Consider the following 20078-nt stretch of genomic DNA (forward strand, 5'->3'; position numbering starts at 1 on the left):
CGCCGCGCCGGTCGCTCAGGGTTTCGCCGATGACGGCGCCAGTATCAGTTAAAAGCCAGAAAGTGTCAAATTGTATTTTTATTTTTACATGATTGCGGGTGCGCTTGCGGACGAAAAAAACCCCGCCGGCGCAAAGCGGGCGGGGTTTTCGATACTGCGATCTAGCTGGCCTGGCCGACTTAGTCGACTTCCACAGTCTCCGGCGGCGTGGTTGGCGCCGCATCCGGCGGTTCCGGGAACTCCAGCTTGACGACATCCTTCTCGTCCAGATCCACGGTCACGCGGCCACCGGTCACCAGACGGCCGAACAGCAGCTCGTCGGCCAGCGCCTTGCGGATCATGTCCTGGATCAGGCGTGACATCGGCCGTGCGCCCATCAGCGGATCGAAACCTTTCTTCGCGAGGAACTTGCGCAGTTTCTCGGTGAAGATCGCCTCGACCTTTTTCTCGTGCAGCTGCTCTTCCAGCTGCATCAGGAACTTGTCGACCACGCGCAGGATGATTTCCTCGTCCAGCGCGCGGAAGCTGATGGTCGCGTCGATACGGTTGCGGAACTCCGGCGTGAACATGCGCTTGATGTCGGCCATCTCGTCGCCTGCCTGCTTGGAATTCGTAAAGCCGATCGACGACTTCTGCAAGCTTTCGGCGCCCGCGTTGGTGGTCATGATGATGATCACGTTGCGGAAGTCGGCCTTGCGTCCGTTGTTGTCGGTCAGCGTGCCATGGTCCATCACCTGCAGCAGGATGTTGAAAATGTCCGGATGGGCTTTTTCAATCTCATCGAGCAACAGCACCGCGTGCGGCTTCTTGGTGATGGCTTCGGTCAGCAAACCGCCCTGGTCGAAACCGACGTAACCCGGCGGCGCGCCGATCAGGCGCGACACGGCGTGACGCTCCATGTACTCGGACATGTCGAAACGAATCAGTTCGATGCCCAGGATGAAGGCCAGCTGTTTCGCCACCTCGGTCTTGCCGACGCCGGTAGGACCGGAGAACAGGAAGGAGCCGATCGGCTTGTCGGTCTTGCCCAGACCGGCACGCGCCATCTTGATCGCCGACGCCAGCGCTTCGATCGCAGGATCCTGGCCGAACACCACGTTGCGCAGATCGCGGTCGATGGTCTGCAGCTTGCTGCGGTCGTCCTGGTTGACGGTCTGCGGCGGGATACGGGCGATCTTGGCGATGATGTCCTCGATCTCGGTCTTGCCGATGGTTTTCTTCTGCTTCGACTTCGGCAGGATGCGCTGCGCAGCACCGGCCTCGTCGATGACGTCGATCGCCTTGTCGGGCAGATGGCGGTCGTTGATGAAGCGCGCTGCCAGTTCGGCGGCGGTCGACAGCGCCGACGACGAATACTTCACGCCATGGTGCTCTTCGAAGCGCGACTTCAGGCCGCGCAGGATCTGCACGGTCTGCTCGACGGTCGGCTCGTTGACGTCCACTTTCTGGAAGCGGCGGGAGAGCGCGTGATCCTTCTCGAACACGCCACGGAATTCCGTGTAGGTGGTCGCGCCGATGCACTTGAGCTGGCCGTTGGCCAACGCAGGCTTCAGCAGGTTCGATGCGTCCAGGGTGCCGCCCGAGGCTGAACCGGCGCCGATGATCGTATGGATCTCGTCGATGAACAGGATGCCGTTCGGGTTGTCCTTCAATTGCTTGAGGACGGCCTTGAGGCGCTGTTCGAAGTCACCGCGGTACTTGGTGCCGGCCAGCAGCGCGCCCATGTCGAGCGAATACACGACGGCGTTTTGCAGGATTTCCGGCACATCGCTTTGCGTGATGCGGTAGGCCAGGCCTTCGGCGATCGCGGTCTTGCCCACGCCGGCCTCGCCGACCAGCAACGGATTGTTTTTGCGGCGACGGCACAGGATCTGGATCACGCGGTCGACCTCGTCTTCGCGGCCGATCAGCGGATCGATCTTGCCTTCGGCGGCGGACTTGTTCAGATTCTGCGTGAACTGGTCCAGCGGGCTTTCCTTGGTCTGGCCTTCGCCGCCCGGAGCGCCCTCTTCCACGCCTTCCGATGCCTTGGCGGCATCGGTCTGCTGGTCCTTGCGCACGCCGTGCGAAATGAAGTTGACCACGTCCAGACGCGTCACGCCCTGCTGATGCAGGTAGTAGACCGCGTGCGAATCCTTTTCGCCGAAGATCGCCACCAGCACGTTGGCGCCGGTCACTTCCTTCTTGCCATTGGACGCCGACTGCACGTGCATGATGGCGCGCTGGATCACGCGTTGGAAACCGAGCGTCGGCTGGGTATCGACCTCACCGGTGCCTGGCACGGTCGGCGTGTTATCGCCGATGAAATTGGTCAGGGTTTTGCGCAGATCTTCAATGTTGACGGCGCATGCGCGCAACACTTCGGCAGCCGAAGGGTTGTCCAGCAAGGCCAGCAGCAAGTGCTCCACCGTGATGAATTCGTGCCGGGCCTGTCGCGCTTCGACAAACGCCATGTGCAAACTTACTTCTAATTCCTGCGCAATCATACTTCCTCCATCACGCACTGCAGGGGATGACCTGCCTTGCGCGCATGCGTTAAAACGAACTCCACTTTGGTACAGGCTATATCTTTAGAGAACACGCCGCACACTCCTTTGCCGTAGCGATGAACACTGAGCATTATTTGCGTGGCTGTTTCACGGTCTTTGTTGAAATACTCCTGGATGATAGCGACTACAAATTCCATCGGTGTGTAGTCATCGTTGAGCAACGCCACCTGGTACAACGGTGGCGGCTTCAGCGCTTGCCGCTCCAAAAGGGTTTCGGTGTCATGCTTGGTTGCCATACGCTTATATTCTAATGCTTTCGGGGTTGATGCAATGTGCATTTCACTATGCACATCCAATTGTTTTCCATCTTACGCGTTTTCTTAACATGGCGCAGATGGCGACCCATTTGTTAAAATCAAGAGTTGCTTTTTCGCCAAGCAGATCAAAAGTAGCAAAATGCATACAAATCTGCTTGACTTTAAAAATCGGTCCGCTAACAATGCGTTATCGGCTTCGTGCAGAAATGTACATGTTGATAAGAAGTGAGGCGTGAGGAGGGGGCAAGAAGCTTCTTGCTTTTATGGCTCGTGTGATCCGTTTTAATTTTGAAAGTTCTTTTTATGGCAACAGGTACAGTTAAGTGGTTCAATGATTCCAAAGGTTTTGGCTTCATCACTCCAGATGACGGCGGCGAGGATTTGTTCGCTCACTTCTCCGCAATCAACATGAACGGTTTCAAGACCCTCAAAGAAGGTCAAAAAGTTCAATTCGAAGTCACGCAAGGCCCTAAAGGCAAGCAAGCTTCCAACATCCAAGCTGCCTAAGTTACACGGCACAGATGTGAAAAACCCCGTCTGCGGGGTTTTTTTTCGTCCAGCGGCCGGCCCGGGCCACGGATAGCCAAACGAAAGTGTTGTAGAAGTCCGACGTTCCCCTCTCCCCCTATGACTCATCTGATAACGCTGGCGATGGCTGCCCTGGTGGTGCTGTCGATCCCGATGCCGGGCCGCGCCGCGCCGTCGCTGGCGACGGAAATACAACGCACTCTGCAGCAAGAACAACTGACCGGCGCCGTTTGGGTCACCGTCACGCCCGAGGCCGGCGCGCTGGCCGGCGCCGCCGGGCTGGCCAACGCCGCCAGCGGCGCCGTGATGCGCGCCGACAACCGCGTGCAGGTCGGCTCGGTCGCCAAGGTGGCGGTGGCCGCTGGCGTGCTGCGCCTGATCACCGAAGGCAAGCTGTCGCTCGACACGCCGGTCGCCACGTTGCTGCCGGCATTGTCGTTCACCAACCACTGGCAGGACACCGACCCGATCCGCGTGCGGCATTTGCTCTCGCACACGGCGGGGCTGGAAAACTTCCGGCTGTGGCACATCTTCAGCCTGTCGGCCCGGGCCGACACGCCGCTCGGCGCCGCCTTCGCCAACGCATCCGATCCCGCGCTGCTGACCGTGCAAGCGCGGCCGGGCAGCCGCTTCGCCTATTCCAACATCGGCTACGCGCTGCTCGGCATGATCATCGAAACGGTCAGCGGCCAGCGCTACGACCGCTATCTGGACGCGCAATTGCTGCAACCGTTGGGGATGCGCGACAGCACCTTTGGCTTCGTCACCCAGACCGGGCCGGAGGCGGACCCGCGTTTGGCGATGGGCCACTTCGAGCGCGGCGTCACGCAGCCCGCCGTGCGCGGCTACCTGCCCTCGGCTGATCGGCTCACCACCACCGCCGCCGACATGGCGCGTTTCGCCGTCTTCCTGATGGGCGACGGCGCCATCGACGGCCGCCCCTTCATCGACCCCAAGCTGATGGCGCAACTGGGCACGCCCAGCGGCACCGAGGCCGTGCGGGCCGGCTTGACGACCGGCCACGGCCACGCGCTGGTCGGCCGCGACCGCCATGGCCAGCTTGGCTACTGCCATCCCGGCACCTCGGTGGGCTTCAACGCCATGCTGTGCGTCTATCCGGCGCAGCGCAAGGCGTTCTTTGTTGCCATGAACACGGACAGCGAAACGGCGAACTACGACCGCTTCAATAAATTGCTGATCTACAAGCTGCATCTCCAGCCGGCCGCGCCTGCGGTCAAGCCCGCCACGCCAGCCGGCGACATCGGCGACTGGCTGGGAATTTACGTGCCGGCGATGCACAGGGTCAGCAACCTGGCCTGGACCGACATCGTCTTCAACTTCGTGCGGGTGGGCCGGGAGGGTGGCGTCGTGCGGCTGGCGCCGTTCCAGGGCGAGCCGACGGTATTGACGCCGACCGGCGGCCACTTGTTCACGCAGGCCGGCCGCCTGGACAACACGCACGCGATGCTGGTTGGCGACGACGGCCGGCGCATCGTCACCGACGGCATCCGCAACTACGCCAAGGCCGACATGGTGCTGTTCACAGGCCTGTGGCTGAGCCTGGGGATCGGTCTGCCGGGGCTGGCCTATATTGTGACTGTCGGTTGCTGGCGGCTGCTGCGACGGCGGCTGCGGACCCGCGATCCGTTGTTCGCGCCGTTGATGGGTGTGCTTGCGCTGGCGCTGCCCGCGCCGCTGTTTTACATGCAGTCGTTCTTGCGGATGGGGGAATTGACGATGGCCAGCGGCATGCTGGCGGTGGTCACGGCGGCGTTGCCGCTAACGTTGATGGCGGGACTGGCGATGCAGTGGCGCGGTGGGCAGCGACATGTCGGCGATACGCTGGCGCTGATCGCAAGCCTGCAATGCATGCTGGTGCTGGCCGCGTGGGGCATGCTGCCCTTCATGCTCTGGAAATAAACCAAAAGCAACTCCGGGGTCAGGTCCACCATTTCTACACGTGCTGATCTATTTGGTGAAAATCGTTTCCCGAAAAGCAGATTTGGGCGATACGCGCATGTGAAATAGCCGTCGCCCACGCCCCAAGGTCGGGCCCGTGTAGAAATGGTGGACCTGACCCCGGAGTATTACAGACTAGTCCTGCATCTGCTCGATCATCACTTCGCCGAAGCCGGAGCACGATACCTGCGTCGCGCCTTCCATCAGGCGCGCGAAGTCGTAGGTGACCTTCTTCGAGTCGATGGCTTTTTCCATCGACTTGATGATCAAGTCGGCCGCTTCGGTCCAGCCCATGTGGCGCAGCATCATCTCGGCCGACAGGATCAGCGAACCCGGATTCACATAGTCCTTGCCCGCATATTTAGGCGCTGTGCCGTGCGTCGCTTCGAACATCGCCACCGAATCCGACAGGTTGGCGCCCGGCGCGATGCCGATGCCGCCCACCTGGGCCGCCAGCGCGTCCGAGATGTAGTCGCCGTTGAGGTTCAACGTGGCGATCACGCTGTATTCCGCCGGACGCAGCAAGATCTGCTGCAGGAAGGCGTCGGCGATCGAATCCTTGATCGTGATGTCGCGCCCGGTCTTCGGATTCTTCACCTTGCACCAAGGGCCGCCGTCGATCAGCTCCGCGCCGAATTCCTTCAGCGCCAGCTCGTACGCCCAGTCACGGAAGCCACCCTCGGTGTACTTCATAATGTTGCCTTTGTGGACGATGGTCACCGACGGCTTGTCGTTGTCGATCGCGTACTGGATCGCCTTGCGCACCAGGCGCTGCGTGCCTTCGATCGACACCGGCTTGATGCCCAGGCCCGACGTTTCCGGGAAGCGGATCTTGGTCACGCCCATTTCCTTGACCAGGAAGTCCAGCAGTTTCTTGGCGCCTTCCGAACCCTGCTGGTATTCGATACCGGCATAGATGTCTTCCGAGTTCTCGCGGAAGATGACCATGTTGGTTTTCTCAGGCTCTTTGACCGGCGACGGCACGCCGGTGAAGTAACGCACCGGGCGCAGGCAAACGTACAGGTCCAACTGCTGGCGCAGCGCCACGTTGAGCGAGCGGATGCCGCCGCCGACCGGCGTCGTCAGCGGGCCCTTGATCGACACCACGTACTCCTTCACCGCCGCCAGGGTCTCCTCCGGCAGCCACACGTCGGGGCCGTACACGGTGGTCGACTTTTCGCCGGCAAAAATTTCCATCCAGTTGATCTTGCGCTTGCCGCCGTAGGACTTGGCCACCGCCGCATCGACCACCTTGAGCATGACCGGGGTGATGTCCGCGCCGGTGCCGTCGCCTTCGATGTAGGGCACGATCGGGTTATCTGGTACATTCAGGGAAAAATCGGCGTTGACGGTGATTTTCTGGCCGTCGGCGGGTACGTTGATATGTTGGTACATCGTGTTCTCCGAAATGGACGCTCGGCAAGCGGCATACAATACTGCTACCGGGGCAAGGATTCTTTGTTTTATTGCCAAGTTAGTACAAATACCTAGGTCTTCTATAAGACATAAGACAGGCGTTTTGCATTATGCACCAGTATTTTAGTGGGCGCTACGATTTTACGACACCGGCCTTCAAGCCTACACCAATTCCATCCTCACACAAGCATGCCCCTCATTCTATTTAATAAACCTTTCCAGGTGCTGTGCCAGTTCTCGCCGCAGGACGACAAGGCCACCCTGGCCGACTATCTGAAGATCCCCAACATCTACCCGGCCGGCCGCCTCGACGCCGACAGCGAAGGCTTGATGCTGCTGACCGACGACGGCAAGCTGCAGCACCAGATTGCCCATCCGGACCACAAGGAGGCCAAGGTGTACCTGGTGCAGGTCGAAGGCGTGGCCGACGCCGGCAGCCTGGCCAAGTTGCAGGCGCCGATCGACCTGGGCGATTTCGTCACCAAACCCTGCAAGGCGGTCCGGATCGCCGAGCCGGAGTGGCTGTGGCCGCGCACTCCGCCGATCCGCGAACGCGCCGGACAGCCGACCAGCTGGCTGGCGATCACGTTACAAGAGGGAAAGAACCGCCAGGTCAGGCGCATGACGGCGGCGGTCGGGCTGCCGACCTTGCGGCTGGTGCGCACCGCCATCGGCGCCATCTCGCTGGCGAGCCACCCGCTGATGCCAGGCGAATCGATGCCGGTGCAGCCATCGGAGCTGACCAACGACTGAGTGAACGGAACGGCGAAAATGATGTAAAAGTGATATGCTGTGTAGGCGGAAGGTTGTGCCTTCCACAAACATAGTCAATAGGTAACTAAATGATCAACCAATCCGCCCTGGCCACAGGGCAAAACCAGGGCAACTTGCCTTGGCTGGACGGCTTGCGCGGGTTGGCCGCCATGTGGGTCCTGCTGTCCCACATTCAAATCCTCACCGGCCTGCGCGACATCCCGCTACTGTCATGGGGCGAACTGGCCGTCGACCTGTTCATGCTGCTGTCCGGTTTTTTGATGGCGCATAACTATATCGCCCGCAAGCAGACCGAACCTTGGGAATCGTCGCGCACCATCGGACAATTCTGGGTGCGCCGCTTCTTCCGCATCGCGCCGCTGTATTACATCGTATTGGTGGTGGCGCTGGTGGTCGGTCCGCAGATGGGTCATTTCCGCGAGTCCATCGCACTAGTGTGGCCGTCGACCACCACCGCGCCGGAACGCTATTTCGACCAGAGCTTCACCAACATCGTCATGCACCTGAGCTTCCTGTTCGGGTTCTCGCCGACCTATGCGTTCCGCACGGCGTTGCCGGACTGGTCGATCGGCCTGGAAATGCAGTTCTACCTGTTTTTCCCGTTCATCATGATCGTCATGGCGCGCCTGTCGCCGATCATCGCCAGCGGCCTGCTGATCGGCATCTGCCTGGCCATCCGCCTGTTCTTCCGCGATTACTTCCACTCTTTCCCGATGCCGGCCTTCCTCGCCATCAAGTTTTACGTGTTCCTGATCGGCATGTGGATCGCGCAGGCGCGCGCCGAACGCACCATGCATATCGGCTTGCTGGCCGGGGTCGGCCTGGCGATGATGTGGCTTTACCTCGAACGCAGCCAGGTTGCCGTGGCCCGCGTGGTCCTGGTCGTCGGCATGTTCTATCTGATGAATAACGGCACCCTCCCCGGCAGCAACGCACTGGCCGGCGCCACCATCGGCCTGCGCAAGCTGCTGTCCAACCGCGTCGCCATGTTCCTCGGCGAGACCTCGTACAGCGTCTACCTGGTGCATTTGCTGGTTGTGCTGCCGGTGGCCGGCGTGCTGGCACGCCAGGCCGCCTATGTGCAACTGCCGGGCGTGGTGCGCTTCGGCATCGTCATCGCGATCGCCCTGCCGATCAGCTATGCGATCGGCTGGATGCTGTTCAATTCGGTGGAAAAGAAGGGCATACAGATGGGCAAACAAGTGCTGCTTCGGTTTAAGCCGAAGCTGGCCGCCTGAGTCTTCGCAGCGGGCAAACGCCCGCGTCCGCCGGCCTGGTCCGGCGGACCTCGCTACCCGCCCCCCCATCCCGTCATCATCCAGTCCCCAGCTATTCCCTCGCCACAAACGAAAAAACCCGCGCCGACCGAAGTCAGCGCGGGTTTCTGCTTGGACTCCCGGTGAGGGGAATTAAGCGGACAGTGCCTTCAGGGCAGCTGCCAGACGGCTCTTGTGACGAGCTGCCTTGTTTTTGTGGATGATCTTCTTGTCCGCAATGCTGTCGATTTTCGACACGGACGATTGGAAGATTGCGGTCGCAGCAGCTTTGTCGCCGCCCTGGATCGCCTTACGCACTGCTTTGATAGCGGTGCGCAGGGTCGAGCGCTGGGACGAGTTGTGAGCGTTTTGCTTGACTGCTTGACGAGCACGTTTGCGCGCTTGTGCGGTATTTGCCATGGAATTTCCTAAATCAGGGTAAAGGTGCGTTTGCAAACATTATTGTTTGTCAAACAGGTGCGTTCAGTAGCGTCTGCCGAACCATGTGAGTCAAACTGCTGCCTGCCAAACATTAGTGTCTGCGTAACAGAATTCTGTACAGCCTGCGATTATAGCGATCTTTTTCGGCGGGAGCAACTATAATCATGCCCCATGAACTTGCTAAAAACTCTAGCCGCCCTGAGCAGCATGACCATGCTGTCCCGTATCACCGGATTATTGCGCGAAATCCTCATCGCCCGGGCCTTCGGCGCCGGGGGCATGACCGATGCCTACAACGTCGCCTTCCGCATCCCCAACCTGTTGCGCCGGCTGTTTGCCGAGGGCGCGTTCTCGCAAGCGTTCGTGCCCATTTTATCCGAATACAAGAACAAGCAGACCGGGGAAGACACGCGCAATCTGGCCGACCATGTCGGCACCACCCTGGTCTGGGCCACCGTCGTCATCAGCGCGCTGGGCATCATCGGCGCCCCGCTGCTGTTGATGCTGGTCGCCAGCGGCCTGCAGCCGGACGATTTCGACGCCGCCGTGTGGATGACGCGTTTGATGTTCCCGTATATCGCCTTCATGTCGTTCGTGGCGCTGGCCGGCGGTATCTTGAATACCTGGAGCCAGTTCAAGATTCCGGCCTTCACGCCAGTGTTGCTCAATATCGCGTCCATCCTGGCGTCGCTGTTTTTGCAGCAGCACCTCGAGCGGCCCATCTACGCGATGGCGATCGCGGTTTTCGTCGGCGGCCTGCTGCAGGTCGCGATCCAGATCCCGGCGCTGCTGAAGATCCGCATGCTGCCGCGCATCTCGCTCAATCCGCTGTCGGGACTGCGCGACGAGGGCGTGCGCCGCGTGCTGAAAAAAATGGGGCCGGCGGTGTTCGCCGTCGCCGCCGCGCAAATCAGCCTGCTGATCAATACCAGCATCGCCTCCAACCTGGCCGAAGGCAGCATCTCCTTCCTGACCTACGCCGACCGCCTGATGGAATTCCCGACCGCCATGCTGGGTGTGGCCCTGGGAACGATTTTGCTGCCCAGCCTGTCCAAGGCAAACGTCGGCGGCGACACGGAGGAATATTCATCGCTGCTCGATTGGGGCTTGCGGCTGACCTTTTTGCTGGCGATGCCGGCCGCCGTGGGCTTGGCCACCCTGGCCGTGCCGCTGATTTCCACCCTGTTCCAGAACGGCGCCTTCACGGCGGCGGCGGCGCACGCGTCGGCCCAGCCGCTGATCGCCTACAGCGTCGGCCTGCTCGGCATCATCCTGGTCAAGATCCTGGCGCCGGCCTTCTTCGCGCGGCAGGACATCCGCACGCCGGTGCGCATCGCGGTCGGCGTGCTGGTTGCCACGCAGCTGATGAACATGGTTTTCGTACCGCGGCTGGCAGTGGCGGGACTGGCGCTGTCGATCAGCCTGGGCGCCTGCCTGAACGCGGGCTTGCTGTTTACCGGCCTGCGCCGGCGCGGCATCTACACGCCCAAGCCGGGCTGGCTGCTGTTTTTCGCCAAGCTGGTGATCGCCTGCGCGCTGATGGGGGCGACGGCGTGGTACAGCGCGGCGCAGGTCGATTGGACGGGGATGGCGCATCAGACGCTGTTGCGCATCGCTGCGCTGTTCGCGGTGATTGGCGTGTCGGCGCTGGTGTATTTCGGCGCGCTGATGGCGATGGGGTTCCGGTTCCGGGATTTCAAACGCACGGCGCGCTAGGCGCGAACCCGCACGGCCAACCGGGGTCGGACCCCGCCGGGTCCGACCCTTGGTGGTGACGCCGGCGTTTCGCCAAAAGGGTGCGTGGGGTCAGCGCTGCGCCGGCTCGACCGGCGGCTCCGGCTGCGGCTCCATTGCAGGCTTTTCCTCCGCCGGCTCTGGCGAAGGCTCTGGCGGCGGAGCCGGTTCGGGCTCCGGCTGCGGTGGCTGCGCCGGAGGAGCTGGCGGCGCCGGCGGAATCGGGGTGAGCAGGCCTCCGGGCATGGGCGTGCCGGGTTTCACTTCCACCGCGCCGGGCTGCTGGTTCTGTCCCGGCACCGGCAGCGTGCCGCCGGTCGCGGCGAAGCGCCACTCCGAGATTTTCTGCTTGCCGGCCAGGCCCTGGAACCGCTGCGGGAAGTTACCGATCTTGACCGGCTTCGCATCCGACAAACTGTACACCGCCAGCACGCCGGCCTTGTCGCCCAGGTAGGTGATGCCCCATTCCGCCTTGCCCGTCATCGGATCGACAAACACCTTGCGCAGGTGGCGCCGCACGGTCGGAAAGCGCGGGTCCTTGAGCAGCTCCTTCAACGACGGCGGCTGCGGCGGAAAGCCGGCGGGCGTGGCGTTGGCATAGCTTTGCAGCGCGTCGCTGAAGGCGGCGCCGATATCGAGCAGTTCCTGCTCGGCCCTGCTCCGCTGCAGCACCGATCCCAGTTTCAGCGCCGACGCGGACACCAAACCGATGATCGCCACCAGGATGATCAGGCTCAGATAAGTGAAGCCGCCGTTGCGGCGCTTGACCGGCCGCCGCATCACCAGTCGGCGTAAGGCTTGCCGCTACGGTCGTTGCCGGGCGCGCCGCTCTTGATGTTGTAGACGCCGCCCTTGGCGCCGTCTTCCGGCGGAATGATGACCCATGTCGTTTCGCTGTCGGTGACCGGATCGACCGGCAACGCGCGCAGGTATTTTTTCTCCACCAGCTGCTCCAGCGAGTCGGGATAGCGGCCCGTGTCGCCGTAGTACTGGTCGATCACGTTGCGCACATTGCGCAGGTTATCGGCCAACACCACTTCCTTCGACTTGTCGATGCTGGGGAAGTAGCGCGGCACCGCGAGCGTCAGCATCAGGGCGACGATGCCCAGCACCACCAACAGCTCGATCAGCGTAAAACCTTTGGTCTTCATGGTCACCATTTATTGTACGGAACGCCATTCAGGCCGCTCTTCTCGCTCGTGCTGAACACATCGTAGACATCCTCGCCCTCTTTCGGCTGGTCCGCTTCGCTGGCGTAACTGCGCTTGCCCCAGGATTGCGACTCGCTCAGCGTGGTGTCGGAATTGAACGGATCGCGCGGGACGCGGCGCAGGAAGTAGATCTTCGCCTGCTTGGGATTTTGCAGATCCGGCACGCCCTCGACCAGCAGCTCCAGCGTCTTCGGATAACCGGTCGAGGTTAGCGACTTGGTGATGCGGCCCTGGTCGTAAGCCAGCTTGTAGGCGTCGATGCCCTGGCGGATCTGATGCAGCGCCTCGCGCAGGTCCTGCTCTTGGCGGCGCTGCACCACCACCTGCGCGGTCGGTATCACCAGTACGCTGAGCAGGCCGAGGATGGTCAAGGTCACCAGCAACTCGATCAGCGTGAAACCGCGCGCGCGCATCATTGCCACCCTGGCGTCACTGCTGCGGCGACGGCGAGATTTCGACCGCCGGTTGTACCGGTTGCGGCTGCACCCCTTGCGTCGGCGGCAGCGGCGCCGGCTGGCCGGTCGACAGCGGCATGGCCTGCACCGGCGGCGGCAGGATCGCCTGTGTGGTCGCGCCCTGCGCTTCGGCCGGCGCCGGCGCGTTGGCCGGGTTGGTTGGCGCGGCGGGCGCAGCTGGCGCCGGTGGCGCCGACGATGCGCCCGGCGGGGCCGGCAACTGCACCGGCGTGCGCACGGTCAGGTCCGGACGGCGGCGGAAGCTGGCCTCCGTGCCGGCCGAGAATTCGGAAGCGCTGGCCTCCGGCCGCTGCACGTTGCGGATCAGGCGCGGCGTGATCGACAGCACGATCTCGGTCTTCTGGTTGTCGTCACGCTTGCTACCGAACAGACGACCGATGATCGGCAGGTCGCCGGCGCCGGGCAGCTTGCTGGCGGTGCCGCGCTCCTCGTTGTTGATCAGGCCCGCCAGCACCTGGTTCTCGCCATCCTTCAACTGCAGCATGGTGGTGGCCTGGCGCGTGCCGATCTGGTAGGCGGTGCCGCCGTTGCGGGTGGTGATGGTGTTGGTCAGGTTGCTCACTTCCAGCTGCACGCGGATCGCCACCTCGTTATTCAAATAGATGGTCGGTTCGACGTTGAGCGTCAGGCCGACATCGACGTAGGTGACGTTGTCGCTGGCGAAGCCGCCGATGCCCGACGATACCGTCGCCGTGATCACCGGCAGCTTGTCGCCGATGACGATCTTGGCCTTTTCCTTGTTGCGCACGCGGATGCGCGGATTGGCCAGCAGGTTGGAATCGGTATCGGTCTTGTTGGCGTTGATGGCGGCGGAAATGCCGCTCACTCCGATGGTGTCCGAATTCAGGCGGCGCAGGTCGCGCAAGGTGATGCCGGTGCCGCCGGCGGTCGACAGCGGCGTCAATCCCACGCTGGTCGGCCACTCCACGCCGAGGTTCATCAGCGTGCCGCGCTTGACCTCCAGGATCTCCACCTCCAGCATCACCTCCGCCTCGGGCGCGTCCTGCACCGCGATCAGGCGTTCGGCCAGGCGGATCGCCTCCGGGTTGTCGCGCACGATCAGCAGATTGAGTTTTTCATCAACCACCACGTCGCGCGACTTGAGGATGGTCTTGAGCGTATTGGCCACCAGCTTGGCTTCGGCATTCGCCAGGAAGAAGGTCTTGACCGTCATCTCCTGGTATTCCTTCAGCTTGGCCGCCACGTTCGGGTAGATCAGGATCGTGTTGGCGTCCATGACCTGCTGCTCCAGCTGATTGGTCAGCAGCAGGAAGTAGATCGCCGATTCGACGGTGCTGTTCTTCAGCATGACGGTGGTGCGCTGGTCGGTCTTGACGTCCTTGTCGAACACGAAGTTCAGGCCGGAGCGGCGCGCGATCACCTCGAACACCTGCTTCAGCGGGGCGTCGCGGAACTCGATCGTGATCGGCTGCTTGTACGACTTCGCCAACCCCGACTCCACCACCGGCTGCGCGCTTTTCTCGGTCACTTCGCGCAGCAGCAGCCGCGCCTTCTCGTTCGACGGCGTCTCGGTCAGCAGCGCGTTGAGGCGCAGCTTGGCCAGATCGTATTCCTTCTTGTTCGCGTGCTCGATGGCGGCGGCCAGCAGTTTGTCCTGGCGGCTGTCGCGTTCTATCGCGCGCAGGCCGCTGCGCGCGCGCTCGTTCATCTGGTCCAATCCCAGCACGCGGCGGAAGCCCTGCTCCGCCAGATCGGGACGGCCTTCCGACAACTGGCGCTCGGACTGCTCCAGCAGGCGCTGGGCGGCGCGGTCGCGCGCCATCAGATAGGCGGTGCGGTACTCGGCGTTGCCCGGTTCGGCCCGAACCGCCTCCTGGTACTTGAGCAGGCCCGCTTCCACCTGGTCCTTGGCGACCAGCTGGTTGGCTTCGCGGAAGGCCATTTGTCCGGCGCAGCCGCTCACGCCGACGGCGATCGCCAGCATGGCGGGCAGCGCGGCGCGGCGGCGCCATGTGTTCAGATGACTAGCCATCAGTCGAATGCTCCAATATTAATCTGTTGTACCTGGTTCAAAGGCAGATAGGTCACGGTCATCAGCGGCGGCGCGATCCGGTCGACGCGGTAGGCGCCATCGATCACGGTCTTGTTGCGCACCACATAGGTCTTGTCGCCGCGCGCCAGATAGACTTCCCACTGGCCGTCGGCGACGGCTTTGCCGAAGTAATTAAAGGGAACGGGGGGCGCCATCGGCGGCGGTGGCGGCGCGTTCGATTGCGACTGCGACGGCGGTGGCGGCGGTGGCGGATTCCAGTTCTGGCCCAGGAACACACCCTCGCCGGCGCCGAAGCTGGCGTCGGCCGAATCGCCGACCAACGCCGCGCGGGGCACCAGCCGCAGGATCATCGCGTCCGCCGCGGCCTTACCGTCCTTGCCGGAGCGCTCGACGGGTGCCGCGGCCACCGCGCCCGGCGCCTTGGCGGAGCGCGCAACCGGCTCGGCGATGTCCGACGCCGGCGTGTTATCGCCGAAGATCACCAGTGCGGCGGCACCGGCCAGCGCCACGCCCATCGCGATGTGATAAGGCTTCATGGTTCGCCGTCCTTGAGGTACAGCGTGAAGCGCAGACGCGCCTCCACCGTCGCCTCGGCGATGGTATCGCGGCGGAAGCCGATTTCGTCCAGCGAGGCAAACGGCATCTCGCGCAACCCCTGCATGGCGAACTGCCAGATCGCCTGGTACGGCCCCTTGACCGGCAGGATAATCTGATAGGTGCTGACGCGGCTAGCCTTGTCGTAGGCCGATTTATACTCGCCCTGGCTCAGCACCAAATTGGATTTCGCGGCCAGGTCGAACAGCACCTTGACCTGCTGCTCCGCGTATCGCTTCTCGCCCAGCACCTGGTAGAAATCGGCCAGGTTCTGGTTGGCCGATGGCGGCGGCGGCGCGGTCACCAGCGACGACGGCGCCGGCAACGGCTTGGCCATCACCTTCGCCTGCGCCGCGCGCTGCGGCAGCAGCCACGCCCACGCCGCCACGCCGGCCGCGCACAAGGCGATGGCCACGCAAGCCGGCGCGCCGAGACGCAGCAGGGCCAGACGCGCGCGCAGCGCCAGCACGCGGATGCTCGCAGCGTTCAACGTGTGATCCATGTGGCCTCCAGCTGGAAGCGCAAGGGCCGCAACGGGTCCTGGTCGTTGATCTCGTGGCGCGTCAGCACCACGCCGCTGAAGGTTTCCTGCTGCTTGAGTTCCGCCACGTAGGCCACCATATCGTCGCTGGTCCTGGTTTCTGCGGTGATCTTGAGCACCTGCTTGCGCGGGTCCGGCTCCATCGCCACCAGCGCCACGTTGCGCGGCGTGGCGGCGGCCACGGCGTCCTGCAGCTCGCGCCATGGCAGGTTCAATTGCAGGATGGCGCCGTTGACGAAGGCAGCCTGCCCTTCCGGTATCACCACCCGCGCCACCTCCACCGGGCGCGCCGACATGGCCGCCGCGCGCTGCTGGATATGGCGCAGTTGCTGTTCGCGCTCGCGCTGTTGCCCGACCAGCTTCCAGCCGCCGAGGGCCGCGCCCACGCACAGCAGCAGTCCGGCGGCGCCCAGCGCCAGCAGCGCCGGGTGCGTGTGGAACAAGGTGCGGCGCAGGCTGCGCGGCGCGAAGTCGATGTGCATCGCGTTCTTGGTCATGCCACGCTCCCGCCGCGCGCCAGCAGCGCCGCCGTCGACAGCCCGGCGCCGCCGGCCTGCTGCGCCTGATCGAGCGCCTCGCATGGAATCTGCGAGGCGCTGGCGGCGGCGCGCGTCCACGCGGCGACGCCGGCCGTGCTGGCCGCGCTGGCCGATGCTGCGCCGCACAGCTGCAGCAGTTCCGGCGGCGGCATATCGAGCAGCAGCGCCTCGCGCTTCAAGGTCTGCGTCAGCCATGCCGCATCGGCGCCGGGCGGCACCGGCAGCGCGCGGATCGCGCGCATCGCCTGCGGCCCTTTGCCGTTGCCGGTTTCGATCGCCGCCAACGTCAGCAGATTGTCGTGCAGCAGGCCAAACCAGGCGCCCCGCTTGATGCCGCGCCGCCAACGGTTCCACGCGCTGACGAAATGCGGCTCGACACCGACGATGGACAGTTTGAATTCCGTCGCCACCAGCTCCAGCACCGCCAGCAGCGCGCGCGGCATGGCGGCGGCGAAGAACGGCTCGGTGGTGTTCCAGTCGGCCGCTATCTTCCAGGCCGACGGCGCCTCGCCGTACAGCGACTGGAAGCGCAGGCCGGCCGCCGCCTCCATGTCGTCCAGGCGCGTGGCGCCGGGCGGCGGCGTGACGCGCCACATGCGCGTCAATTCCTCGGCCAGCACGATGCTGGCGGGCCAGCCGCCCACGTCCTGCTCGCCCAAAAGCGCGCGCAAGGCGTTGGCGATGGCGTCGAACGGATGCGCGGCCGATGGCGCGAACGCGTGCTCCGCCAGCACGGTAAATCGCTCTCCGCGCCAGCGGCTCACGCGCACCAGGCTGACGGCGTGGCCGGCCACGCCGATGCGCAACGATTGTCCGACGGCTCTAAGCATGCAAGGTCACCCGTTTGATTTCGCCCAAAGTGGTGCCGCCGCGCTTGACCAGTTCCAGCGCGGCCTGGCGCAGGCTGCGCGTGCCGTTGTCGTAGGCCGCCTGCTTGATCTGGCGGATCGGCCGCTTGTCGACGATCAGCTCGCGGATCTCGTCGTTCAGGGTCAGGATTTCGGCGATCGAGCGCCGCCCCTTGTAGCCGGTGCCCCGGCAATCGCCGCAGCCCGGTCCCTGCATGAAGCGGTAGTCATGGACATCGGCGCGGCGCAGGCCGACGCTGGCCAGTTCGTGGTCGTCCGGCGTGTAGTCCACCGCGCAGTGCGGGCAGTTGATGCGCACCAGGCGCTGCGCCCAGATGCCGTTCAGCGCCGACACGAAGGCATACGGATCGATGCCCATGTGGGTGAAGCGGCCGAACACGTCGAACACGTTATTGGCGTGCACGGTGGTGAGCACCAGGTGGCCCGTCAGTGCCGACTGCACGGCGATTTCCGCCGTCTCGCGGTCGCGGATCTCGCCCACCATGATCTTGTCCGGATCGTGGCGCAGGATCGAGCGCAGTCCCTTGGCGAAGGTCAGGCCCTTCTTCTCGTTGACGGGAATCTGCAGGATGCCCGGCAGCTGGTACTCGACCGGGTCCTCGATGGTGATGATCTTTTCGCGGCCGTTGTGGATCTCGGTCAGTGCCGCGTACAAGGTGGTGGTCTTGCCCGAGCCGGTCGGCCCGGTCACCAGCAGCATGCCGTAGGCCTCCTGCGCCAGCACCCGCAAGGTCGCCAGCGACGGCGCGTCGAAGCCCAGCGCCTCCAGGGTCAGCGAACCGTAGGCCTCGATCATGGCGCGCTTGTCGAGGATACGGATGACGGCGTCCTCGCCGTGGATGCTCGGCATGATGGACACGCGCAGATCGATCTCGCGGCCGTTGGCCTCGACCCGGAAGCTGCCGTCCTGCGGTACGCGGCGCTCGGCGATATCGAGTTCGGCCAGCACCTTCAGGCGCGAGATGATTTGTTCGGCGACCTCGATGCCGTTGACGGCGGTGGCGTGATCGAGCACGCCGTCGACCCGGTACTTGACGGCCAGGCCGCCGGAGGTGCTCTCGAGGTGGATGTCGGAGGCGCCGGCCTTCAAGGCATCGTACAAGGTGGAGTTGACCAGCCGGACCGCCGGACTGGCCGCCTCCGACACCGAAGCGAACGACAGCACGGCGGCGGTCTTGCCGTCGCGCCGGCCCTCGCTGGCGCCGGGCAGCAGCGAGTCGGTGGCGCGCGCCGATTCCTCCTGCTTGGACAAATAGGCCTGGATGTCGGCCTGCAGCGCCAGGCGCACCGGCAGCGGCGCGTGCGGCGTGGCGCGCGCCTGCGTGCCGAGCCAGGTTTGCAGATCGAGGTCGAACGGATCGGCGATCACGCCCACCACCACGCCGTCGAAGCCGCGCAGCAGCACGCAGTGGCGCGCCATCGCCTGCGACAGCGGCAGCAGGTCGAAGGCCGGCACGAAGGCCAGCATGTCGACCGTCTCCAGCACCGTCATGCCGAACGGCTGCGCCAACGCTTGCACCACCAGGCGCGGCTCCATGCCACTGAGCGCTTCGAGCTCCTCGACCAAGGTGCGTTTCGATTGCTGGCGCAGATGGCGCGCGCGCGCCACCAGCGCGGTGTCGAGGGCCGGCACGGGGGAAACCGGGACGCCGGTATCAACGGGAATGGCCTGGGCCGTCATGACATGTCTCCGGCCAGATCGAAGATCGGCATATAAAGCAGCACCACGATGGCGCCGACGATCAAGCCGATGGCGGCCATTAGCAGCGGTTCGAAGGTGCGGGTGAAACGGTCGATCCAGCGGGTGATCTCGCCGTCGTAGAAGGCCGCCGACTGCGTCAGCATCGGCCCCATGTCGCCGGTGCGCTCGCCCACGCGCAGCATGCGCAGCGAGATCGGCGTGGTCAGTTGATTGGCCTCGAAGGCGGTCGACAGCGGCAGGCCCGCCTCGATGGACGCGCGCGCCGCCTGCAGGTTCTGGCGGATGCCGGCCGAGACCATGCCCTGCACCGTCTCGATGGCGTGGACGATGGTGATGCCGCCCTCGCTGAGCATGCCCAGGGTCAGGTACAGCCGCGACAATTCGTAGATGCGCACGCGCTCGCCGATGCCCGGCAGGCGGCTGAGCAGGCGGACGATGCCGCCGCTGCCCATCAGGTGGCGCACCGTCAGCGCCAGCGCCGCCAGCGCCGCCGCGATGCCGCCCAACAGCAGCACCGTGTGCTGGCTGGCGAACTGGCCCCAGTTGAGCATCTGCTGCGACAGCCATGGCAGGTCGCGCCCGGCGCCCTGGTAGACCTCGGCGAAGCGCGGCACCACGTAGCCGATCAAAAACAGGCTGACGCCGCCGCCGACGAGCAGCAGGATGCACGGATAAATGGCGGCCGACACCAGCTTGCCGCGCACCAGGTCGATGCGCTGCTGGTAGTCGATAAAGCGCGACAGCGAGCGCGGCAGGTCGGACGTGCCCTCGGCCGCCTTGACGATGCCGATGTACAGCGGCGGGAACAGTTCCGGCTGCTCGGCCAGCACGGCCGAAAAGCGCTGGCCCTCGCGCAGGCCGGCCAGCAGCCGTTCGAGCACCCCGCGCGTGGCCGGATTGGCCTCTTTTTCCAGCAGCGCCTCGAGTCCCTCGACGATGCCCAGGCCGGCCGTCAGCAGCGCCAGCAACTCCTGGCTGAACAGCACCAGGGACAGCGCCGGGCGCTTGCCGGCGCGGCCGCGGCCGGTCAGGCCGCCGCGCGCCGGCGCGATGGCGCTGACGAAGAGGCCGCGCGCCTCGACCTGGCGGCGCGCGTCGGCCTCATCGCGGCCATCGATCAACAGATGGGCGATGACCATATCGGCCGACAAGGTGCGGACATCGAACTGCATGGCGAATGCGGCTTTCGTTGACGGTGGCGGTGGCGCGCGGGGTGGC

19 protein-coding genes are annotated in these 20078 nt (G+C 64.2%); 5 read left to right on the forward strand and 14 right to left on the reverse strand.

The genetic code is table 11. From position 1 onward, the window contains the following. Positions 1-179 precede the first annotated feature (179 nt). Complete coding sequence (clpA, locus tag NHH73_23280) at positions 180-2486, reverse strand: ATP-dependent Clp protease ATP-binding subunit ClpA (GenBank protein ID USX25476.1); 2307 nt, start codon at positions 2484-2486, stop codon at positions 180-182. Beyond that, positions 2483-2785 carry an ATP-dependent Clp protease adapter ClpS gene (clpS, locus tag NHH73_23285; GenBank protein USX25477.1) on the reverse strand — a complete coding sequence of 101 codons (303 nt, stop codon included), beginning with the start codon at positions 2783-2785 and terminating at the stop codon, positions 2483-2485. The genes clpA and clpS overlap by 4 nt, the downstream gene beginning before the upstream one ends. Positions 2786-3109: 324 nt before the next feature. Between clpS and NHH73_23290 the strand changes: the two genes are divergently transcribed. Both NHH73_23290 and NHH73_23295 read left to right on the forward strand, forming a co-directional pair. After that, positions 3110-3313 (forward strand): cold-shock protein, encoded by a 204-nt coding sequence (locus NHH73_23290; protein USX25478.1) that lies wholly within the window; start codon positions 3110-3112, stop codon positions 3311-3313. 120 nt (positions 3314-3433) lie between these two features. Then, on the forward strand, positions 3434-5254 hold the full coding sequence (locus NHH73_23295) for a beta-lactamase family protein (GenBank protein ID USX25479.1): 1821 nt from the start codon (positions 3434-3436) through the stop codon (positions 5252-5254). A gap of 174 nt (positions 5255-5428) precedes the next feature. Here NHH73_23295 and icd read toward each other — a convergent pair whose 3' ends face one another. Further along, complete coding sequence (gene icd / locus NHH73_23300) at positions 5429-6688, reverse strand: NADP-dependent isocitrate dehydrogenase (protein ID USX25480.1); 1260 nt, start codon at positions 6686-6688, stop codon at positions 5429-5431. A 210-nt stretch (positions 6689-6898) separates the two neighbouring features. Between icd and NHH73_23305 the strand changes: the two genes are divergently transcribed. Further along, positions 6899-7462: a pseudouridine synthase gene (locus NHH73_23305; GenBank protein ID USX25481.1), complete on the forward strand. Its 564-nt coding sequence runs from the start codon at positions 6899-6901 to the stop codon at positions 7460-7462. A gap of 89 nt (positions 7463-7551) precedes the next feature. Further along, positions 7552-8721: an acyltransferase gene (locus NHH73_23310; GenBank protein ID USX25482.1), complete on the forward strand. Its 1170-nt coding sequence runs from the start codon at positions 7552-7554 to the stop codon at positions 8719-8721. Positions 8722-8892: 171 nt separating this feature from the next. Here NHH73_23310 and rpsT read toward each other — a convergent pair whose 3' ends face one another. Then, entirely contained in the window at positions 8893-9159 is a 267-nt protein-coding gene (gene rpsT / locus NHH73_23315) for a 30S ribosomal protein S20 (protein USX25483.1), read from the reverse strand. Between the two features lie 192 nt (positions 9160-9351). Here rpsT and murJ point away from each other — a divergent pair, with 192 nt between their 5' ends. Further along, positions 9352-10896 (forward strand): murein biosynthesis integral membrane protein MurJ, encoded by a 1545-nt coding sequence (gene murJ, locus NHH73_23320; GenBank protein ID USX25484.1) that lies wholly within the window; start codon positions 9352-9354, stop codon positions 10894-10896. A gap of 90 nt (positions 10897-10986) precedes the next feature. Here murJ and NHH73_23325 read toward each other — a convergent pair whose 3' ends face one another. The 10 genes from NHH73_23325 to NHH73_23370 are packed head-to-tail and all read right to left on the reverse strand — an operon-like array spanning position 10987 to position 20032. After that, complete coding sequence (locus NHH73_23325; GenBank protein USX25485.1) at positions 10987-11694, reverse strand: type II secretion system GspH family protein; 708 nt, start codon at positions 11692-11694, stop codon at positions 10987-10989. Continuing rightward, entirely contained in the window at positions 11694-12074 is a 381-nt protein-coding gene (locus NHH73_23330) for a type II secretion system GspH family protein (GenBank protein USX25486.1), read from the reverse strand. Before NHH73_23330 ends, NHH73_23325 begins: the two co-directional genes overlap by 1 nt. After that, positions 12068-12538: a type II secretion system GspH family protein gene (locus NHH73_23335; protein USX29685.1), complete on the reverse strand. Its 471-nt coding sequence runs from the start codon at positions 12536-12538 to the stop codon at positions 12068-12070. The genes NHH73_23330 and NHH73_23335 overlap by 7 nt, the downstream gene beginning before the upstream one ends. Positions 12539-12554: 16 nt before the next feature. Continuing rightward, positions 12555-14594: a general secretion pathway protein GspD gene (locus NHH73_23340; GenBank protein ID USX25487.1), complete on the reverse strand. Its 2040-nt coding sequence runs from the start codon at positions 14592-14594 to the stop codon at positions 12555-12557. Beyond that, entirely contained in the window at positions 14594-15151 is a 558-nt protein-coding gene (locus tag NHH73_23345; GenBank protein ID USX25488.1) for a hypothetical protein, read from the reverse strand. The genes NHH73_23340 and NHH73_23345 overlap by 1 nt, the downstream gene beginning before the upstream one ends. Next, positions 15148-15711 (reverse strand): hypothetical protein, encoded by a 564-nt coding sequence (locus tag NHH73_23350; GenBank protein ID USX25489.1) that lies wholly within the window; start codon positions 15709-15711, stop codon positions 15148-15150. Before NHH73_23350 ends, NHH73_23345 begins: the two co-directional genes overlap by 4 nt. Next, positions 15696-16247 carry a hypothetical protein gene (locus tag NHH73_23355; protein USX25490.1) on the reverse strand — a complete coding sequence of 184 codons (552 nt, stop codon included), beginning with the start codon at positions 16245-16247 and terminating at the stop codon, positions 15696-15698. The genes NHH73_23350 and NHH73_23355 overlap by 16 nt, the downstream gene beginning before the upstream one ends. Then, positions 16244-17119 carry a hypothetical protein gene (locus NHH73_23360; protein USX25491.1) on the reverse strand — a complete coding sequence of 292 codons (876 nt, stop codon included), beginning with the start codon at positions 17117-17119 and terminating at the stop codon, positions 16244-16246. Before NHH73_23360 ends, NHH73_23355 begins: the two co-directional genes overlap by 4 nt. After that, a complete protein-coding gene (locus NHH73_23365; GenBank protein ID USX25492.1) occupies positions 17112-18839 on the reverse strand; it encodes a GspE/PulE family protein in 1728 nt (575 codons plus the stop codon). The genes NHH73_23360 and NHH73_23365 overlap by 8 nt, the downstream gene beginning before the upstream one ends. Beyond that, a complete protein-coding gene (locus NHH73_23370; protein ID USX25493.1) occupies positions 18836-20032 on the reverse strand; it encodes a type II secretion system F family protein in 1197 nt (398 codons plus the stop codon). Before NHH73_23370 ends, NHH73_23365 begins: the two co-directional genes overlap by 4 nt. Positions 20033-20078: the final 46 nt, after the last annotated feature.

The sequence above is a fragment of the Oxalobacteraceae bacterium OTU3CINTB1 genome, from assembly GCA_024123955.1.
GTDB lineage: Bacteria > Pseudomonadota > Gammaproteobacteria > Burkholderiales > Burkholderiaceae_D > Rugamonas.